The organism is Streptomyces sp. NPDC048057, from assembly GCF_040653095.1.
Lineage (GTDB): Bacteria > Actinomycetota > Actinomycetes > Streptomycetales > Streptomycetaceae > Streptomyces.
Map to the genome: position 1 here is coordinate 111,601 of NZ_JBEZNF010000019.1, position 18,355 is coordinate 129,955.

Annotated in this window: 17 protein-coding genes and 1 pseudogene; 6 read left to right on the top strand and 12 right to left on the bottom strand. The window is 72.5% G+C overall.

Features of this window, described 5'->3' with window-relative positions:
- Positions 1–33: 33 nt before the first annotated feature.
- Positions 34–1,128: a DUF6397 family protein gene (locus tag AB0E05_RS22930; protein WP_361966353.1), complete on the bottom strand. Its 1,095-nt coding sequence runs from the start codon at positions 1,126–1,128 to the stop codon at positions 34–36.
- A gap of 127 nt (positions 1,129–1,255) precedes the next feature.
- Positions 1,256–1,669, bottom strand: a complete 414-nt coding sequence (locus tag AB0E05_RS22935) for a roadblock/LC7 domain-containing protein (protein WP_361966355.1) — start codon at positions 1,667–1,669, stop codon at positions 1,256–1,258.
- A 661-nt stretch (positions 1,670–2,330) separates the two neighbouring features.
- Between AB0E05_RS22935 and AB0E05_RS22940 the strand changes: the two genes are divergently transcribed.
- The gene (locus tag AB0E05_RS22940) at positions 2,331–3,221 is read left to right on the top strand and encodes a hypothetical protein (protein ID WP_361966357.1); all 891 of its coding nucleotides are present in this window, start codon (positions 2,331–2,333) and stop codon (positions 3,219–3,221) included.
- Between the two features lie 105 nt (positions 3,222–3,326).
- Here the strand turns inward: AB0E05_RS22940 and AB0E05_RS22945 are convergent, their stop codons facing one another.
- Both AB0E05_RS22945 and AB0E05_RS22950 read right to left on the bottom strand, forming a co-directional pair.
- Positions 3,327–3,509 carry a hypothetical protein gene (locus tag AB0E05_RS22945; protein ID WP_361966359.1) on the bottom strand — a complete coding sequence of 61 codons (183 nt, stop codon included), beginning with the start codon at positions 3,507–3,509 and terminating at the stop codon, positions 3,327–3,329.
- A 70-nt stretch (positions 3,510–3,579) separates the two neighbouring features.
- Positions 3,580–4,734, bottom strand: coding sequence for an acyl-CoA desaturase (locus AB0E05_RS22950; RefSeq protein ID WP_361966361.1), 1,155 nt, complete (start codon positions 4,732–4,734; stop codon positions 3,580–3,582).
- Positions 4,735–5,085: 351 nt separating this feature from the next.
- On the opposite strand from AB0E05_RS22950, the gene AB0E05_RS22955 reads away from it, so the two are divergent.
- Together AB0E05_RS22955 and AB0E05_RS22960 are read left to right on the top strand one after the other, a co-directional pair.
- Entirely contained in the window at positions 5,086–7,965 is a 2,880-nt protein-coding gene (locus AB0E05_RS22955) for a DEAD/DEAH box helicase (protein WP_361966491.1), read from the top strand.
- The gene (locus tag AB0E05_RS22960) at positions 7,962–9,293 is read left to right on the top strand and encodes an SWF or SNF family helicase (protein ID WP_361966363.1); all 1,332 of its coding nucleotides are present in this window, start codon (positions 7,962–7,964) and stop codon (positions 9,291–9,293) included. The genes AB0E05_RS22955 and AB0E05_RS22960 overlap by 4 nt, the downstream gene beginning before the upstream one ends.
- A gap of 97 nt (positions 9,294–9,390) precedes the next feature.
- On the opposite strand, the gene AB0E05_RS22965 is transcribed toward AB0E05_RS22960, so the two are convergent.
- Positions 9,391–9,867: a hypothetical protein gene (locus tag AB0E05_RS22965; protein WP_361966365.1), complete on the bottom strand. Its 477-nt coding sequence runs from the start codon at positions 9,865–9,867 to the stop codon at positions 9,391–9,393.
- Between the two features lie 170 nt (positions 9,868–10,037).
- On the opposite strand from AB0E05_RS22965, the pseudogene AB0E05_RS22970 reads away from it, so the two are divergent.
- Positions 10,038–10,940 (top strand): annotated as a pseudogene (locus tag AB0E05_RS22970) (NAD(P)-binding domain-containing protein); the annotation flags it as partial.
- Here AB0E05_RS22970 and AB0E05_RS22975 read toward each other — a convergent pair.
- The 4 genes from AB0E05_RS22975 to AB0E05_RS22990 form a co-directional block, all read right to left on the bottom strand.
- Positions 10,867–11,343 carry a hypothetical protein gene (locus tag AB0E05_RS22975; RefSeq protein ID WP_361966367.1) on the bottom strand — a complete coding sequence of 159 codons (477 nt, stop codon included), beginning with the start codon at positions 11,341–11,343 and terminating at the stop codon, positions 10,867–10,869. The pseudogene AB0E05_RS22970 and the gene AB0E05_RS22975 sit on opposite strands and share 74 nt — an antisense overlap.
- A gap of 66 nt (positions 11,344–11,409) precedes the next feature.
- The gene (locus tag AB0E05_RS22980) at positions 11,410–11,988 is read right to left on the bottom strand and encodes a hypothetical protein (protein WP_361966369.1); all 579 of its coding nucleotides are present in this window, start codon (positions 11,986–11,988) and stop codon (positions 11,410–11,412) included.
- 493 nt (positions 11,989–12,481) lie between these two features.
- A complete protein-coding gene (locus AB0E05_RS22985) occupies positions 12,482–13,045 on the bottom strand; it encodes a GNAT family protein (RefSeq protein WP_361966371.1) in 564 nt (187 codons plus the stop codon).
- Positions 13,046–13,181: 136 nt separating this feature from the next.
- The gene (locus AB0E05_RS22990) at positions 13,182–13,421 is read right to left on the bottom strand and encodes a hypothetical protein (protein ID WP_361966373.1); all 240 of its coding nucleotides are present in this window, start codon (positions 13,419–13,421) and stop codon (positions 13,182–13,184) included.
- 358 nt (positions 13,422–13,779) lie between these two features.
- On the opposite strand from AB0E05_RS22990, the gene nadE reads away from it, so the two are divergent.
- Positions 13,780–14,610 (top strand): ammonia-dependent NAD(+) synthetase, encoded by an 831-nt coding sequence (nadE, locus tag AB0E05_RS22995; protein WP_361966375.1) that lies wholly within the window; start codon positions 13,780–13,782, stop codon positions 14,608–14,610.
- Positions 14,611–14,703: 93 nt separating this feature from the next.
- Here the strand turns inward: nadE and AB0E05_RS23000 are convergent, their stop codons facing one another.
- The 3 genes from AB0E05_RS23000 to AB0E05_RS23010 form a co-directional block, all read right to left on the bottom strand.
- Positions 14,704–15,045 carry a glyoxalase superfamily protein gene (locus AB0E05_RS23000; protein WP_361966377.1) on the bottom strand — a complete coding sequence of 114 codons (342 nt, stop codon included), beginning with the start codon at positions 15,043–15,045 and terminating at the stop codon, positions 14,704–14,706.
- A 35-nt stretch (positions 15,046–15,080) separates the two neighbouring features.
- A complete protein-coding gene (locus AB0E05_RS23005; RefSeq protein WP_361966379.1) occupies positions 15,081–16,256 on the bottom strand; it encodes a DUF418 domain-containing protein in 1,176 nt (391 codons plus the stop codon).
- A gap of 118 nt (positions 16,257–16,374) precedes the next feature.
- On the bottom strand, positions 16,375–17,853 hold the full coding sequence (locus tag AB0E05_RS23010; protein WP_361966381.1) for an MFS transporter: 1,479 nt from the start codon (positions 17,851–17,853) through the stop codon (positions 16,375–16,377).
- A gap of 73 nt (positions 17,854–17,926) precedes the next feature.
- Between AB0E05_RS23010 and soxR the strand changes: the two genes are divergently transcribed.
- Positions 17,927–18,355 carry a redox-sensitive transcriptional activator SoxR gene (soxR, locus tag AB0E05_RS23015; RefSeq protein ID WP_361966383.1) on the top strand — a complete coding sequence of 143 codons (429 nt, stop codon included), beginning with the start codon at positions 17,927–17,929 and terminating at the stop codon, positions 18,353–18,355.

Genomic DNA, 18,355 nt, shown 5'->3' on the forward strand with positions numbered 1-18,355 from the left:
CTCCCGAGGCCATGGATGCGTGTGCCATCGCCGTCACACCAGGGGCCTCACGCGCCGCCTGCGGAGCCGGTTCCACAGACTCCGCCCCGGCGACGAGGCCCGCTTGCGCAGGGGCCGCTCACAGGGAGCCGCCACCTCGTCCGGGCCCGCCGCCCCCGCGACGTGGGGCGAAAGCAGGAGGTCATCCGCAGGCGCGCCCTCCGGTACCCCCGCTGGCTGCATGACTGTCGGCGTGTCCCTCGCAGGCCGGGGCGCGGGCCTCACCTCTCGGGCCGCGATCAGCTCCCGGGCCAGACTGGCCCGGTACCACCCGATCTCGTCGGGGTGATCCGCCCTCAGGATGCGCCGCACCAGATCGTGGGCCGCCGCGGAGGCAGGGCGCAGGGGCGCCAGGTTGGGCCGCAGGACCCCCAGGTAGGAACGCTCGTACGGATCGGGCACCACGTCGGCGACGCTCAGGGGGTCGAGCAGCGAGGCGATGCCCGCGGCCCGCTGCCACGCGTCCTGCGCCGTCCGCAGATGCAGCCCCATCCTCTTGCTGCGCCAGGTGCGCGGGCGCAGGTCCTCTCCCCCGTCGACCAGGGGGCGCAGCCCTCGCGGCATCCGACCGGTCAACAATTCCGGATGGCCCAGGGCGAAGTCCTCGACCTCTTCGGCGAGATAGAGCCACACCACCGCCCGGTACCGGTTCAGATAGAAGCGGACCGGTACGAGATGGCCCGTGCGCGCGAGGCGGGTGAACCGCTCGGAGCTGATCGAGAGCAGCTCGGCACCGCTTTGGGTCCCCACGGTGCGCAGCCGGCGACGCAGGACGTCCGGGAAGCCCTCGTGCTGCCGCCAGCGCTCGATTTCACCCGGGGCGACCCTCACCGGGCCGCCCGCATCACCGCCCGTCCTACGGATGTGCCCCAGCTCGACCGCGAGCTCGAACTCGCTCCGCTGGAGCTCCAGGGCCCTGGCCGCACGACCGGGCGTCACGCCGACCTCGAAGCGCCCCCGGCCCGCCTGCGCCTCCCGTGCCGCGGACGGCGCCGCACCCTTCGAACCCGAGGCGCCCACGACGTCCACACCGTCCACGTCGCCCGCGCCCGGCGCGCTCAGCGCCCTCAACACTTCTCGACCTGCCATGACCATCGGCCTCCCCCGTGAGATGACGAACACTCTGGGTAATGACCGTAGCCCGGGGTGCCCCCATCCCGCTGAGCCTGTGGATAACCTGGCGACGTCCTGCCGTCACCCCGCAGGCTGCGCAGAATCACCGCAGGTCAGACGGCTCTCCTTCGCGCTGCCTCGCGGCGACGCCCAGATGCTCGCCGACCCGGTTGACCATCAGCGTCATCTCGTACGCGATCTGGCCCACGTCCGCCTCGGCCTCACTGAGCACGCACAGACAGCTCCCCTCCCCGGCGGCCGTGACGAACAGCAGCGCCTCGTCGAACTCCACCATGGTCTGGCGCGCCCTGCCCGCCCGGAAGTGTCGACCGGAGCCCCTGGCCAGCGAATGCAGTCCCGAGGAGACTGCGGCGAGGTGCTCCGCGTCCTCCCGCGCCAAGCCTGCGCTCGCTCCCGTCACCAACCCGTCGTTGGAGAGCACCAAGGCGTGCCTAATGTGCTCGATCCGCTGTGTGAGGTCGTCGAGCAGCCAGTCAAGTCCCTTGTCCAGCGGCATGGTTGTTCCCCTCCCGCGCACGCGTTCCCCGTGTCACACGACAGCCTTTCGCACACCAGAGCGCAGAGCAAGGTGTTCCGAGTCCGTCGAATCCCGGTGTCGGCCGGCGTGTATCCGCCCGGCATATTCCATCCGCCGCAGCCGTCCCGCTCCGTCGAAAACCACCGCGCGAGGGCAGGACATGAGGCCACAAAGACCGTTTCCTCCACCATCACCTGACGGCGGCAGCGCCTGGCGAATCGCTCCATCATCACGGACGCCGGGGCAGTGAATTTGCCCGCACGGACGAGAGGAATTCCCCTCGCGGCGGCCGTTGAAATCGCTCACGCCGACCGCCACGCCCGTCTCCGGGAAGCCCGCGGCGATTCGGCGGGGGATTCCCCTGCGCCCGGTCGCGCATTTCACTCGCCTTGCTGCGCACGCCGCGGCACCGAACTCCACGCGACACCGCTCGCCGCACCGGGACCGCCCCGCAACCGGCTCGCCACCACCACCGCCGTACGCCGACGCCCACCACTCCCCCACCGTCGGAGCGCGGCCCGTAGTCGACCGACTTCCTTCACCGATTCTCGACTGCGCCGACCCTCGACGCCCGGGTTACTCACTAGTTAAGGTGCGCCGACGGGCGACGTGACGAGGGCGATCGAGCGGGGATGACGCCATGGCCGGGCCGGAGCACATCGACGAGGACGATGCGCTGTACGTACTGACCGCCGTCCTGCTGACACCGGCTCAGTTCCCGAGCGTGCTCGGTGACGACTACTCCGCGGCCTGCGCTGCGTTGGAACTGGCGCCACGCCCCGACGGCTACGGGCTGGTGCTGGGACAGGACGCGGGCGGGGCACGGTGGACGGTCGTGGTCGACGACGCGTCACGCGCGGCCGTCGCCATCGCAACGTGGGACTGCGGCATGGCGTACGGCCTCTCCCCCGAGGAACGCGCCGTCGTCGTCACGCTCCCGGGGTGGCCGCTGGCCCTGGCCGTCGCCGCCCCCGGGGTCCCCGATCCGCATGACCCCACCCCCTCGGACGCGGGCGGACGCTCCGCGCTCGCCCCGCCCGACACCGACGTCTGGGGCCCGGCCCAGCGCCGCCTGGGGGCGGACGAGGTGGCCCTCCAGTGGTCCCGGTGGCGGAAACAACTCGACGACAAGGCGGACTTCGCTCCCCCGTACAGCGCCGCGGACCGGCATCAGGGGCCGTCCGGCCCCCTCATGTCGAAGGCGACCGATCCGCCCGAGGCGGCAGCCGCTGCGACCACCGATGCGATCAGGGCGGCGAGCACGCATCCCGGGCTGCGGCGGGCGCTGGCCGCAGCCCACGGCTACCTGAGCGCCCCGCCTCCGGTCGGCCGCGTCCGCTCCGGCTCCGCACCCGGTGGCGCCCGGACGCTGCGCGCCGACGGCCCCGGCTGGTCCATGGTGGCCAGGACCGATGACATCGCCTTCTTCCTGCTGGACGACGTGCCCGGTGAGGTGCTGCCCGTGGGCCGGGGCAAGGCGCTGCCGGCGCTCTTGTCGGCGCTCGACGAGATGGCCGTACGCCCCGTGTGACACCGCGGACCGCGGGCGACGTGCAACCGGGCCGTACCGACCGCGCTCTCGACGACGCGGCCGGAACAGCCCCCTACGACAGGTGGGACAGGTGCGACGGGTGGATCAGCGGCCTATCTCCTTGCGCGTGACCCGGCGCAGCCTGCGGCGCTGACTGGGGTCGAGCATCAGATACGCCACCGCCGGCACACCCAGGACCACCAGCAGCGACAGCCAGAAACCGATCACCGGCATCAGGAGCAGGCCGACGGCCACTCCACCTATGACGATCTTGGTACGTGTCGACATCTCGATGCCTCCTCGCGCGGCCCGTCGCCGCTCCTGTCGGTGGAACGTACCGGCCCGTCCCACAGTTCCACTATGCGCCCGGACGCAGTGGTTCACCGACCTCGCGCATGTGCGCCAGCGCCTGCCGGTAGGACTCCACCAGCCCCGTCTCGACGTACGGCAGCGACAGCCGTCGGCAGTGCGCCCGCACCAAGGGCTGCGCCAGCCTCAGGTGGGGCCGGGGCATGCTCGGGAAGAGGTGGTGCTCGACCTGGTAGTTCAATCCGCCCAGCAGCCAGTCGGTGACCCGTCCGCCGCGGATGTTGCGGGAGGTGAGCACCTGGCGCCGCAGATGGCCCCAGCCCTTGCCGGTCTCGGCGTCGACCATCTCCATCCCCTTGTGGTTCGGAGCGAAGGCCATGCCCAGGTGGAGGCCGAAGAGCATCTGGTGGACGAGGCCGAACACCAGCGCCTGCCCCACCGGCATCGCGGTCAGCAGCAGGGCGGCGTAGCCGAGGACGTGGACGGCGAGCAGCAGGCCCTCGACGACGCGGGCGCGCACGCTCCTGCCCGGCCCGTTCGGGTCGAACACCGACTGGAATCCGTAGACCTTCAGTGCGATGCCCTCCAGCGTGGTCAGCGGGAAGAACAGCAGCGCCTGGTGGCGGGTGAGCCAGCGCCGGAAGCCGATGCGGCCGACGGCCTGCTTCTGTGTGAAGACGAGGACGTCCGCGACGACGTCGGGATCCTTGTCGATGTGGTTCGGGTTGGCGTGGTGGCGGTTGTGCTTGTCGTTCCACCACTCCTGGCTCATGCCGAGCAGGACGTTGCCGTGGACGAGTTGGATGATGCGGCTGGTCCGCCGGTCGGCGGTGATCTGGGCGTGCCCGGCGTCGTGGCCGATGAAGGCGGTGCGCGCGGAGAGGACCGCCAGCACCGGCGCCAGCAGGAGCACCCACCAGGAGCCCCCGAGGGCGACCATGCCGGCGACCACGCCGGCCAGACAGAGCAGGTTGACCGCGATCACGCGGGCGTACCAGCCCTTGCGGTACGCCAGCAGGCCCTGTTCTTTGACCGTGCGCAGCAGGGGCGCGAACTCACTTCCGGACGCGCGCCCGGAGCCCACCGCGGTCCGCTGCGCGCCCCTTGACCGGTCCCCCGGATCCTCCGCGATGGCGGTCGCACCCGAGGGGGCGGCCGTCGCCGACGGCGGTCGCTGCTGGGGGGCGGCGCTGGTCTGGGGCATGGCTGTCTCCGGTCTCTGGGCCGTACGGGGTGCTGCGCGCAGCGCTGACCTCAGAAAACGTAGATTCAGGACGGCTGTTGGGCCATGGAGCCACCACCCGGGCCGACCGGGGCCAACCCGCCGGCCGGGGTGTCGCTGGGTACACCCCCCGCCATCCCGGAAGCCCCACGTGAGGGGAATCACAAGGGAGAACGATGCACACCACAGACACATCGGGTACCCTCGGCGATTCCTTGAGCACCCCAGTAGTCAAATTTGAGGAATCTGGTCATCACTGTGCTAAGACCTTCCGCGGCAACACCCTCGCCGGCCGACGGACCCCGCCTCGCCCCTTCTCCCGGAGTTTCCCTGCTGACTGCTCTCGCCGCCTGCCACGTCACCTTCCTGCCGGGCGACCCGGCCCGCACCGGCCGCCTCGCCTTCTGGCGGCCGGACGGTGACGCCCCGCCGACCTGGCCGGCCGGCTCCGTCGAACCGCTGACCGTGGTCGGGGACGACGTCCGCCCGTGGACGGTCCCCGCGCTGCTCCTGCCGGTGCGGGACGCGTTGCCGCTGCTCACCCGGCTCCGCAGCTCCGCCGGAGGCTCGTCTTCGGCCGCCTTCTGGGGCGGTGCCGCGCTGCTCGCCCTCCACCTCGTCGCCCGCGGACTGGTGTTGCCCGGACTCAGCCGGGGCGATCACGACGCCTGGCGCGTCGGTCCGCTGACCCCTGCGGACCTGGAACAGCTGCGCACGCTCACCGCGTCGATACCCCCGACCGCCCATGCGGCCCCCACCGGGGCACCGCAGCCGGTGGACCCGGACGACCTGCTGCTACCGGAGCCGGAGGCGCTGGTGCGGGCGTTCCTCGACGCGGTCGCCGACGTCCTGCCCCGTACGCCCGCGGCCACGACCGTCACCGACGCGCCGGCGTACGCCGCGGATGCGCCCCAGCACCTCCCGCAGGCACGCGCCTGGGCCGCGGACATCGCCGCAGGCCACGACGCGGGCGTACGCCTCTCCCTGCGCATTGAACTCACCGCCCCCGCCGCCGCGGCCACGGACGTGGACACGCCCGAGCCCGGCTTCCGGGCCGTCCTCCAGATGCACAGCGTGAGCGACCCCGGCGTGGTCATGGACGCGGCGGACGTGTGGACCGGCGGCTCCCCGCAGGCCCACGGCGCGCACGGCTCCGCCGCCCCCTTCGGCTCGCGCGCGCGGATGGACGCGCTGCTCGCGCTGCGCCGAGCGGCCCGCGCCTGGAGCCCGCTCACCCCGCTGTTGCAGGCGGCCGTGCCCGACACGATCGACCTCGTGGACGAGGACGTCGCCGAACTGCTCGGTGACGCCGCCCGCGCGCTGGCCGCCTGCGGGGTGCAGGTGCACTGGCCGAGGGAGATGGCGCACCGGCTGACCGCGCGCGCCGTCATCGGTCCCCCGGAGTCCGCGGAAGGACCGCGGGGCGACTTCGGCGACTTGGGACTGCCGTCGTTCCTGTCCGCCGACGCGCTGCTCACCTTCAACTGGCGTTTCACCCTGGGCGGGAACCAGCTGACGCGCGAGGAGCTGGAACGGCTCGCCGAGGCCAACCGGCCCCTGGTGCGGCTGCGCGACCAGTGGGTGCTGGTCGACCCGGAGGAACTGCGGCGCGCCCGGTCGAGCCAGGACCGGAAGGTGACGCCGGTGGACGCGCTGGGTGCCGTCCTCACCGGCTCCGCCGAGGTCGACGGCCGGCGGGTGGACGTCGACGCGTCGGGGTGGGTGGCCCGGCTGCGGGACCGGCTCGCCGACCCTGAGGGCGGGGCCCAGGAGGTCGAGGCGCCCGCGGCGCTCGCGGCGACCCTGCGCGACTACCAGCTGCGCGGCTTGAACTGGCTGCACCGGATGACCTCGCTCGGCCTCGGCGGCTGCCTCGCCGACGACATGGGCCTCGGCAAGACCATCACGCTCATCTCGCTCCACCTCCACCGACAGGGCGACCCGGCCGCCGCCGGCCCCACCCTGGTGGTCTGCCCCGCCTCCCTGATGGGCAACTGGCAGCGCGAGATCGCCAGGTTCGCACCGGGCACCCCCGTGCGCCGCTTCCACGGCGCCCTGCGCGACCTGGACGGCGTCGACGAGGCCGGCGGATTCGTCCTCACCACGTACGGCACCATGCGGCTGGACGCCGACCGGCTGGGCGAGGTGCCCTGGGGCATGGTCGTCGCGGACGAGGCGCAGCACGTCAAGAACCCGTACTCGGCGACGGCGCGCCGGCTTCGGACGATCGGGGCGAGGGCCCGGGTCGCCCTGACCGGCACTCCGGTGGAGAACAACCTGACCGAGCTGTGGGCGATCCTCGACTGGACCACCCCGGGGCTCCTCGGCCGGCTCGGCACCTTCCGCACCCGCTACGCGCAGTCGGTGGAGGGCGGCGCCGACCCCGCCGCGGCCCAGCGCCTGGGCGCGCTCGTGCGCCCGTTCCTGCTGCGCCGGCGCAAGTCCGACCCCGGCATCGCGCCGGAGCTGCCGCCGAAGACGGAGACCGACCGGGCCGTGGCGCTCACCCCGGAGCAGACCGGGCTGTACGAGGCGGTGGTACGCGAGACGCTGGCCGCGATCTCGGAGGCCGGCGGCATGGAGCGGCGCGGTCTGGTGGTCAAGCTCCTCACCGCCCTCAAGCAGATCTGCAACCACCCGGCGCAGTACCTGAAGGAGGAGCAGCCGACGATCCTGGGCCGCTCCGGAAAGCTGGAGCTGCTCGACGAACTCCTCGACACGATCCTCGCCGAGGGCGCGAGCGTGCTGGTGTTCACCCAGTACGTGCAGATGGCCCGGCTGTTGGAGCAGCACCTCGCGGCCCGCGGGGTGCGGACCCAGCTGCTGCACGGCGGCACCCCGGTGGCGCAGCGCGAGGTGATGGTGGACCGGTTCCAGCGGGGTGAGGCGCCGGTGTTCCTGCTGTCCCTCAAGGCGGCCGGCACCGGGCTCAACCTGACCCGGGCCGAGCACGTGGTGCACTACGACCGCTGGTGGAACCCCGCGGTCGAGTCGCAGGCCACCGACCGGGCGTACCGCATCGGCCAGACCCAGCCGGTGCAGGTCCACCGGCTCATCGCGGAGGGCACGATCGAGGACCGGATCGCCGACATGCTGGCGCGCAAGCGGGAGTTGGCCGACGCGGTGCTGGGCGCCGGCGAGTCGGCGCTGACCGAGCTGACGGACGCCGAGCTGGCGGACCTGGTGGAGTTGCGAGGGGGGACGGCGCGATGAGCGACCACGACGCGTACGCCGGAGGTTCGGCCGGCGAGGAGAAGACCTTCGACGCCCTGCCGCCGGCCGGGGGCCGCGGCTTCGCGAGCAGTTGGTGGGGCCGGTCCTGGATCAAGGCCCTGGAGGACACCGCGCTCGACTTGGGGCAGTTGAAGAAGGGACGCAAGCAGGCCCGGGAGGGCGGGGTCGGCGCCGTGTCGGTGCGGCCGGGGCGGATCACCGCGGTGGTCCGCGACCGGGACGGCACCCGACAGCGCAGCGACGTGCTGTTGCAGGAGCTGACGGACGACGCCTGGGACCGCTTCCTGGACATGGCGGTCGACCGGGCGGGCCACATCGCGGCCCTGCTCGACCGGGAGATGCCGCCGCACCTCGTCGAGGACGCGGCGACGGCCGGGGTGGACCTGCTGCCCGGCATCGGCGACCTGGAGCCCCAGTGCGACTGCGGCGCCTGGGACCTGTGCCCGCACGCGGCGGCCCTCGCGTACGAGGTGGCCCGGCTGCTGGACCAGGACCCCTTCATCCTGCTGCTGATGCGGGGGCGGGGCGAGCGCCGGTTGCTGGACGAACTCCAGGCGCGCAGCGTGGCGCGGGCGTCCGCGGAGGCGAGCGCTGCCGCGGACGGCTCCGGTGCCGGGGCGCACGCCGGGGACGGATCGGGTCCGGCGGGAGTGCCGGCCGTCGAGGCGTTCGCGGCGCGCGACATCCTGCCGCCGTTGCCGCCACCGCCGCTCGTGCCCGACGAGCCGGGGCTGCCGCCGTCGCTGGACACCGAGTCCGACCCGGTGTCCGGCGTCGACCCGGACGCGTTGGAGTTCCTCGCCTCGGACGCGGCCGTACGGGCGCACCGGATGCTGGCGGAGGCGCTGGCCGTGGGGCACGGATCGCACCCGGTCGAGGCGGAGTTGACGCCTGATCAGGACGCGGTGCGGCTGGCCGCGGCCGTGCCGGGCCCGGTGATCGCGGCCCGGCTCGCCAACGGCACCGGCCGTACCCGGGCCGAGCTGGACCTGGCCGTACGGGCGTGGCGGGACGGGGGGCCGGCGGCGCTCGCGGTCCTCGGTGACGACTGGACGCCGGGGTCCGAGGACCTTCAGCGGGCGGCAGCGGCGCTGGACGCCGCGTGGGAGAAGGCGGACCGGCCCGCCCTGCGCGCGGCGGGCCCCGGGCGCTGGACGGTGGTCGGCGCGGAGGCGCAGGTGCGGTACGGCCCGGACGGGCGCTGGTGGCCGTACCGCAAGGAGCGGTCGCGCTGGTGCCCGGCGGGTCCCGGGGACCTCGACCCGGCCGCGGCGGTGGCGGGCGTCCTCAGCGGTACGAGCAGCTGAGCGGCTGATGGGACTCGGGTGACGGACGGCCCGGGCGGTGCGGCACCCGGCGTGCCCGCTGCCCGGGCCGTTTCCGTGGAGCGTCGGGAAGTCCGCGCTACCCCATGACCTCGCGGGCCGCGTCGAGGAAGGCCGACCGGCGGTGTTCCAGGTGGTCCCGGACGCTCTCGCCGTCCGGGAGTCCGTGCCACACGGTCCGGTTGAGGTCGAGGAAGTGCGCGTGCGCCGCGTCGTGCACGGAGTGCGGGAACTGTACGCGCACAAGCCGGTCCGCGACCCAGAACCGGTACATCACGTCCCGGGTCGTCAGGTACCAGTCGTCGGTGTCCTCCCACGCGGCTGGCCGGGTGTAGGCGCAGCGCTCCGCCTCCGCCGACACTTCGATGAACCGTTCCAGCAGCGCCAGGCGTTCGGCCCGTCGGGTCTCCGCGAGGGCGCTCCTGTGCCGTAGCTCCTCGGCCCGTTCGGCGGAGAGCTGTGTCCGGTGCTGCACGAGGTAGGAGAGCACACCGCCGAGGACGACGCCCGCGACCGATATGAGGGACACCCACACCTGACCTGACATGGCGCCCATCGTCCCACGCCGGTGATCTTCGACGGGGAGCAGTGCGCCGCTCCTCAGCGGGCTCTTGGGGTCCGGTACCACCAACCAGAAGGTAAGTAACCCACTTTGTTGTGCGTACTTGTCCGGCGTGCGCCCCGAGGTGAGGGTGGTGGGCGGCAGCAAAGGAACGTGCACGACGGGAGTGTGGAATGGTGAGCGACGGACGCGTGAGTGTGATCGGCCTCGGGGACATGGGGCGGGCGCTCGCGTCGGCCCTGCTCGACCAGGGGTGGGAGGTGACGGTCTGGAACCGTACGCAGGCACGGGCCGACGCGCTGGTGGAACGCGGCGCCGTCCGGGCCGCCTCGGCGCAGGAGGCGGTCAGCGCCGGCTCCCTCGTCCTGGTCTGTCTGCTGGACTACGACACCGTGCGGGACGTGTTGGAGCCCGGGGCCGGTGCGCTGCGGGGCCGGGCGTTGGTCAACCTGACGAACGGGTCCCCGGAGCAGGCGGCGGAGTGCGCCCGGTGGGTGGGCGGGCACGGCGCCGCGTACCTGGACGGCGGGATCATGGCGATCCCGGCGACGATCGCCACCGAGGAGGCGTTCGTCCTCTACAGCGGTGAGGAGGCCGTCCTCACCGAGCACCGGGCGGCCCTGGAGGTCCTGGGCGTCCCGCACTACCTCGGTTCGGACGTGGGGTTGGCCGCGCTCTACGACCTCGCGCTGCTGACCGCCACGGACATGATGTACGACGGCTTCCACCACGCTGTCGCGCTCGCGGTCTCCCGCCGGGGCGGCAGCGCCGCAGGGGTCACGGAGCACCTCGTGCCCTGGTTGAACAGCATGTGCCGGATCATGCCCGCCTTCGCGGCCGAGATCGACGCCCACCGCGGCAGCGGTGCGGCTCCGCAGATCACCCAGGGGCTGGACATCCACCGGGCGGCCCTGGACAACAAGCTCGCCGCGGCGAAGGAAGCCGGAGTCTCCACGGAGCAGTTGGACCACGCCAGCGCCGAACTCGACGCGCTCACGGCCGCCGGGATCGAGCGGTGGAACTCTCCGCTCGCGGTGCGGCGGGTGCGGTCGGAGCCGCTGACCTGATCTGATCGTCCGTCGCCTGCTCCGGCGCGCCCGTCGCGCGCTGCCGGGCGCGGATCAGGGCGCCGGCCGTCAGGGCCGCGGTGGTGGCGGCGGAGCCGGCGAGGGCGGGGTTGAACCAGTTCGGGACGACCTGGCTGTTGAACACGCGGCCGTCCGTGGTCCGGCACATGATGTGCAGCGGAATGACGCGCACGTCGTGCCCGACGACCGTGGTGCCCGCCGGCCGGTTCGAGGTGTAGCGGCACTCGGCCATCGGTGTGGAGTCCGCTCCCGACCCCACCTCGCTGACGGTGAATCCGACCAGCAACAGGCCGAGGAGGTAGTGGGAGACCGTGACAGCGGCGGCGAACCCGGCCAGATCGGCCAGGCGCCTTCCCCGGCCACCGCTGTCACGTCGCGTCATGACCGCAGCTTGGGCGCCTCGCGGACGAACCGTCGATCGGGCGGGCCCTTGCTGCGCCGTACGCGGCTACCAGGTGTGCGCGACGTCCACGATCACCTGGTCGCCCGACTGCTGGACCCTGAAGGGCAGTTTGGCGCGCAGGCCGAGGCCCACCTGGGTCTGGCCCTCGAAGCTCGCGCCGAACTTGGTGTCCTTGAAGGTCCGGTAGCCGGTGATGTTCACGCCCGGCAGGCTCTGCCCCGGCGTGCCGGGGTAGACGGCCTGGCCGGTCGTCGGGTTGTAGCTCGGGGCGTTCACGTAGAGTTGGAGGATCGCGCCGCCCGTGACGGGGATCAGGTCTCCGGTGCCGTCCTGGTGGAACGCGTCCACGTAGCCGACGTGGTAGCCGACCTTCCCCGGGGCGCCGGTGACGTCGAAGACGATGCGGTCGTAGCAGGCGTGCTGGCCGGTTCTGATGTTCTTCAGCGGCTCGGCGACCGATTCGGTGGCCGATTTGGTACCGCTGCCCCATCCGGTGGCGCAGGCGGAGGCCGATGCGGCCTTCGCGTCCACCTGGCCGCAGGAGGCCCAGGCCGCCCCCGCCGAGCCCACGAGTGTGGCGCCGGCCAGCGCCAGGGCCGACGCGCTCTTTCCTAACCATCGCATGACACGCCTCCAGGAGGTCGAGTTGGCTCCGTACGCGCACGGGCGGTGCCCCTGCGCGCCCCCACCTTGTCGTCACGGGAGCCCGACGGCATCCGTGCTCGTACTCAAGTACCCAACCGGGCACGGCGGGCACCATCACCGCGTGACTCGTCGTGCTGAGCCGTGACGACGCGTGGTGACCGTGCCCGGGCGTACGAGACGTGGTGACGTCCCGTCAGCCCTGCTGCTCCTCGGCGACGGCGGCCTCGTGCCCGAGGAGGGTGTCGACGAACGTCCGGTGCTGCTCTGGCGTCGGAGGGGGTGAGCACGTGGGACGGGAGGCCCGCCTCAGCACTTCGCGCCGTGGGCCTTCATCCAGTGGAACTCGCGTCCCGTGAGCGCGCCGGCCCTGCCGTCGGGCACCTGGACGGGATCGCCCTCCCGCCACTGCCCGGCACGGCCCGGAGGCTGCCGTCCGCCGCCCGGGCCCGCGGGCGATCCGTGTGTCGGGCGGTCACAACTCGCCCAGCGAGTGACGCGCGGCGAACTCGTCGGCGAGGAGCCCCATCATGATCACGTCGCAGTACCGGCCGGCCAGGAACTCGTTGTCCCGCAGCCGTCCCTCCTCCACGAAGCCCAGTCGGCGGTGGAGCTCCAACGACGCCTCGTTGTATGCGTAGACCTGCACTTCGCACTTGTGGTAACGCCGCTCGGCGAACATGAAGCGCATCAGCAGCACCGCGGCCTCGCTCGCGTAGCCCTTGCGGTGGTGCTCCGCGCCGATCGCGATGCCGTAGGCGAAGCGGCCGGCGCGCGCGTCGGTCTCGTGGGTGTTGAGGGTGCCGACCAACTCGCCCGTCGAAACGGCTTCGACGGCCAGTCGGAACACGTCCCCCTCGGGGCCGGCCGTCGCCGCTTCCTTCGCCCAGGCGCGGTAGCCCTCGGCGGAGCGGGGCGGATGCAGGGCGTCCGCGGTCCGCTGGTGACCGGAGTGCGCGTCGAAGCGCATGAAGTCGGCCCAGTCCTCGGGCTCGACGCCGCGCAGACGCACCCGCTCGCCCGTCCAAAACGATGTCATGGCGCCATCCGACCAAGCCGCGAACGGGGCTGTCCAGGCGATTTCGGCGGCCCGGCGGGCCGGCGATCGGCCGGCGCGCGGGGTTGGAACGGTCCGGCGGGCCGCTGCGCGCAGCGGCCCGCCGACAGCGCTCCGGCTACTTCTTCTTGCCGAAGAGACCGCCCTCGAACTTGGCCCAGTCGTACATCTGGTGCACGGCCTGCCCGAAGATCGGGATGCTGATGTGCTCGAAGACGTCTTCCAGCAGGTCGATGTCCCCGGTGTTGTAGATCAGCGGAGCGTTGATGTTGATCAGGCCCCCGGAGCGGGGGGCCGGCTGCTGCTCCTGGGCGTGAGCAGTGCCGCTCGACAGGGTCAGGGCAACACCAGCCGCCACAGTCGTCACAAAAGCCGCACAGCGGGCACGACGGTTCATTCGCACTCCGATCCAGGTTCAATGATTCCGATGAAATCAGCCCAGGAGTCAACTCCCCCATGAGCAGGGGGTGTTGAGAAGGTTTCTCCCGTGGGGGGCCGAGGTGACGGACAGCTTGCCACCGGGTCAAGGGCAAGTAAAGCGCCTGGCGACAACCGAATGATCATGGCTGATTACCGACGGTGTCCGGTTTTCGGTACACCGCGGGCGGGCGGTCGCTCGCCGCTCCTTTAGAGTGCTTCCGTCCCCTGCACACCCCCGTGGCAGCCCTCCGACGGCACGGAGCGTCCCCGCCCACGGACACGACCGAGGAGCAACCGTGACCGAGCTGGCGCCCATATCCCTACAGCGGGACATCGCACGGGAACTCCAGGTGAGCCCGTCCTTCGACGCGCAGCAGGAGATCGAGCGCCGGGTGGCCTTCCTCGCCGACCGGCTGGCCTCGGCGGGGCTGCGCTCCCTCGTGCTCGGCATCAGCGGGGGCGTGGACTCCACGACCGCGGGCCGGCTGTGCCAGCTCGCGGTCGAGCGCGTCCGGGCGACCGGCCGGGAGGCGACGTTCTTCGCCATGCGCCTGCCGTACGGCGTCCAGGCGGACGAGAAGGACGCGCAGCTGGCGCTGGAGTTCATCCGCGCCGACCAGGTGCTGACCGTCGACGTCCGCCCCGCGAGCGACGCCGCACTGGAGGCCGCGCTGGCCGGTGGCACCGTCTTCCGCGACGCGCACCACCAGGACTTCGTGCACGGCAACATCAAGGCGCGCCAGCGCATGATCGCCCAGTACGCGGTCGCCGGCGCGCACGACGGCCTGGTGGTGGGGACCGACCACGCCGCCGAGGCCGTCTCCGGCTTCTTCACCAAGTTCGGCGACGGCGCGGCCGACGTCGTACCGCTCACCGGGCTCACCAAGCGGCGCGTACGGGCCGTGGCGCAGGCCCTGGGCGCGCCGGACGAGCTGGTGGGCAAGGTCCCGACCGCGGACCTGGAGACGCTGAGTCCGGGCAAGCCGGACGAGGACGCGCTCGGGGTCACCTACGACCACATCGACGACTTCCTCGAAGGCCGGCCGGTCGACGAGGCCGCGCACGCGGCCATCGTCCGCCGCTACCGGCTCACCGAGCACAAGCGACAGCTGCCGATCGCCCCCTGACCGGCGCGCCGCCCCGCGCGGCACGGCCCGTCAACCGCCGGCGTCAGCCCTCCTCGTCGTCACCCTGCGGACGTCAGACGTCACCGGGCACGATCAGTCGTCGTCCTCGTCCACGGGGCTGATTCTGATGCGGTTGCCGTCGGGGTCGGTGAGCTCCAACTCCCGCCCCCAGGGCTGGTCCTGCGGCTGGACGCCGAACTCGGCGGCGACGGCGTCGAGGTCGGCGACCTTGAGGTAGATCAGGGTGTTCGGACGGGCGTCGCCCTCGTGCTCCGAGAGGAACAGCCGGACCGGGCCCCGGGCCACCGCGAGGAACAGCGGGAAGCCCGGCTCGAAGCGGTGCTCCCACTGCCGGGCGAACCGCAGGCGCTCGTACCACTCGGCGGCGACCCCGCCGTCCGCCACCCGCAGGATCGGAATCACTTCTTCTTTCATGGGCCCATCCTGCCCTGCGCCTGTGACAGTCGCGGTCAGCGGCGCAGGGCCCAGCGCTGCACGGACTCCAGCGGGCCCGCCTTGAAGTGCCGCAGCCACCACGTCGAACCGACCATCAGCACCGCGCACACCGTCGCCCACAGGCCGATCACCCACCAGGGGTGCCAGTCGTCCCCGAGCCGTTCGGCCAGCCCGAGCCCGATGCCGTACGCCACGAACATGCACAGCACGTTCTGGAGGACGTAGCCGGACAGTGCGGTGCGGCCGACGGCGCTCAGGCCGTTCGTCAGCGGGCCGAACCGCTTGAGGCGGTCGACCAGCACCCCGATCAGACCGATGTAGCCGAGCGCGGTCAGCGGGCCGCCGACATAACGGTCCAGCATGATCAGCTCGGAGCCGACGAGCGATGCGCCGACGCTCAGCGGCAGACCGATGCCCAGCCCCCACACCAGCAGCCGTGCGCGGATGCGCCGTCCGGTCGCGTCGTCGCCGAAGGCACCGGCCCTGAAGAGCCGTACGCCCAGCAAGAAGAGGCAGACGAGCAACGGGAAGGTCAGCAGCGGCTCCAGCCTGAGCGCCAGGGCGTTCTCCCACCTGAAGGCGATCTGCTCGCCGTAGCTGCCGTGCGCGTACAGGTCCCGCACCTCGTCGGAGAGGGTGGCCTCCTCCTCCATCGCCACCAGGGCGACGCTCAGCAGCGCCATGGAGGCCAGGTGCACCCCGGCCGCCCACCACAGGACCCGGTTCTGGGCGCGCTCGGAGCGGGTCAGCAACCAGGCCACGAGCAGCGCGGTGACGGCGTACCCCATCAGCACGTCCCAGGCGAAGACCAGCAGGAAGTGCACCGTGCCCTCCGCGAACAGGAACAGCGCCCGCCACCGGTAGCGGCCGGGCCAGGGCTCGCCGCGCCGGGCGGCGGACGCGTACTGGATGGCCAGCCCCACTCCGAAGAGCACCGTCAGCAGGGCCAGGAACTTGCCGTTGGCCAGCAGCCGCAGCACGGTGCCGACGGCGTCGGGGAAGGTGGCGAAGGAAGGCGTCCCGGTGGTGCCCGCGAGGACGCTCCACTCCGCACCGGGGCTCGCGAAGATCCAGACGTTGGTCATCAACGTGCCGAGGATCGCGGCGCCGCGCAACACGTCGAGCAGCGGCAGCCGACCGGGCGAGCGGCCCGGGGTCGGGTGGAGGGCCTGAGGCAGGGTCTGAGTCACCCCTTCATCGTCCAATCGCTCCCGGCGCTTTTCGTCATGGCCGAGAACGACGTCGGGCTACATAGAAAGATGCACCCCTCGCCCTTCCCAAGGACGAGGGGTGCCCGCGCGCGGCCGGCTACGAGCCGTCGCGGGCGCCCTTTCGGGCACCGTCCTTGGTGGTGCGCACCGCGGTGACCAGCCCCAGCGCGGTGATCACGGCGATCCCCAGCGTCATGTAGCGGGCGGAGTCGAGCAGGGAGTGGCCACCGAGGTTGACGAGGGTGCCGGCGAGGGCCGAGCACACGGCGTAGGCGATCAGCTGGGTGGTGTTGAGCGCCGCTGCCGCCTTGCTGCCCTCGCTCTCGTCGGTGCTGCTGCGCATCGCCGCCACGCTCAGATGGGGGAAGGCGAGTCCGATGCCGGTGCCGGCGACGAAGAGCAGCACGGCCCAGACCGCCACCAGCGCGGCCGACGCGGACGATGTCTGGAGCAGCCCGTAGGCGACGAGTCCCGCGGTGAGCAGGACGGGGCCGGTGCGGACGGCCCGGCCGCGCGCCGAGGGCGTCGCGAGGCCGACGCTGAAGAGCTGGGCGACCACCCAGCCGACGGACAGCGCGGCGCCGAGCAGTCCGGCGGCGAGCGGGGTGAGGCCGCCGAGTTCCTGTCCGAAAAGCGGGATGAAGGTCTCGGCCATCACGCCGGCGCACAGCACGGCGACGGTGAGATAGACCCACTTCAGCGGGTTGCCGCGCCGGTAGGCCAGGGTCGGCAGGACGGTCGTGGCGCCGCGCCGCTCCACCTGGACGAAGGCGGCCAGCAGCAGGGCGCCGACCGCGATGCTCGCGCCGGTCGCCCAGCCGCGCGGGACCGCGGAGCTGACGCCGAAGGCCGCGGCGGCCAGGGTGAGCAGGGCGAGCGAGGCCAGCGGGACCGGGGTCCGGACCTGGCCCGTACCGCTGTGGCGGGGCAGCGCGCGGTGCGCGAGGAGGGCGAGGAGCAGTGCGGCCACCAGCAGCAGCGCGTACGCCCAGCGCCACGCCCCGAGTTGGGCGAAGAGTCCGCCGAGCGCCGGCCCGACGAGGGTGCCCACGCCCCACATCGCGGAGATCAGGCCGGCGGCCCGGGCCCACAGCCGGTCGGGCAGCGCGCCGCGGATCACCGCGTATCCGAGGCCGGCCAGCAGTCCGCCGCCGAGGCCCTGGACGACCCGTCCCAGGATCAGGACCTCCATCGAGGGGCTGAGGGAGTTGAGCACCGCACCGGCGCCGAAGACGAGGAAGCCGACGACGTACGCCCGCGCGGCGCCCAGGCTCGCCAGACACCTGCTGACCAGCATCGAGGCGATGACCGCCGCCATCAGGAAGCCGGTGGCGACCCAGGCGTAGTACCGGGCGCCGCCGATGTCGGACACGATCGAGGGCATGAGCGCGGCCGTGAAGTACAGGTTCATGGCGTACAGCGCGACGCCCCCGGCGAGGACCAGCACGGTCGCGAGGTACTGCCGCGAGAGCAGCTCGGACCAGCCGCCCGCGGGTGCGGCGGGGGTCGGTGGAGCGGTCGTGGATGCGCCGTGATCAGGCGCGGACGTGGTTTCCGGCGTGGATGATGCAGTCACGGCACGCTACGCTAAAACTTCAACCTCACTTGAAGTCAAGGGGACCGCTGTGAGCCGTCGGCCGAGTGATCTGATGACCGTGGGCGAAGTCGCGCGCCGGGCCGGCGTCGCGACCTCCGCGGTGCGCTTCTACGAGGAGCAGGGGCTGATCTCCTCGGAGCGCACCACGGGCAACCAGCGCCGCTTTCGACGCCACGTGCTGCGCCGGCTCTCGCTGATCCTGGCCGCCAAGCGGCTGGGCATCCCGCTGGCGGAGCTGGCGGAGGTCTTCGCGACGCTGCCGGAGCACCGGATGCCGGGCAAGCGCGACTGGGAGCGGATCTCCCTGCGGTGGGCGGCGCACTTGGAGGCGCGCCGGCAGGAGATCGAGCGCCTGGAGCAGGAGCTCACCGGCTGCATCGGCTGCGGCTGTCTGTCGTTGCAGCGGTGCCGGGTGCTCAATCCGGGGGACGAGTTGGCGGCCCAGGGAGCGGGTCCGCGCCGGCTGATCCCGGACGAGTGA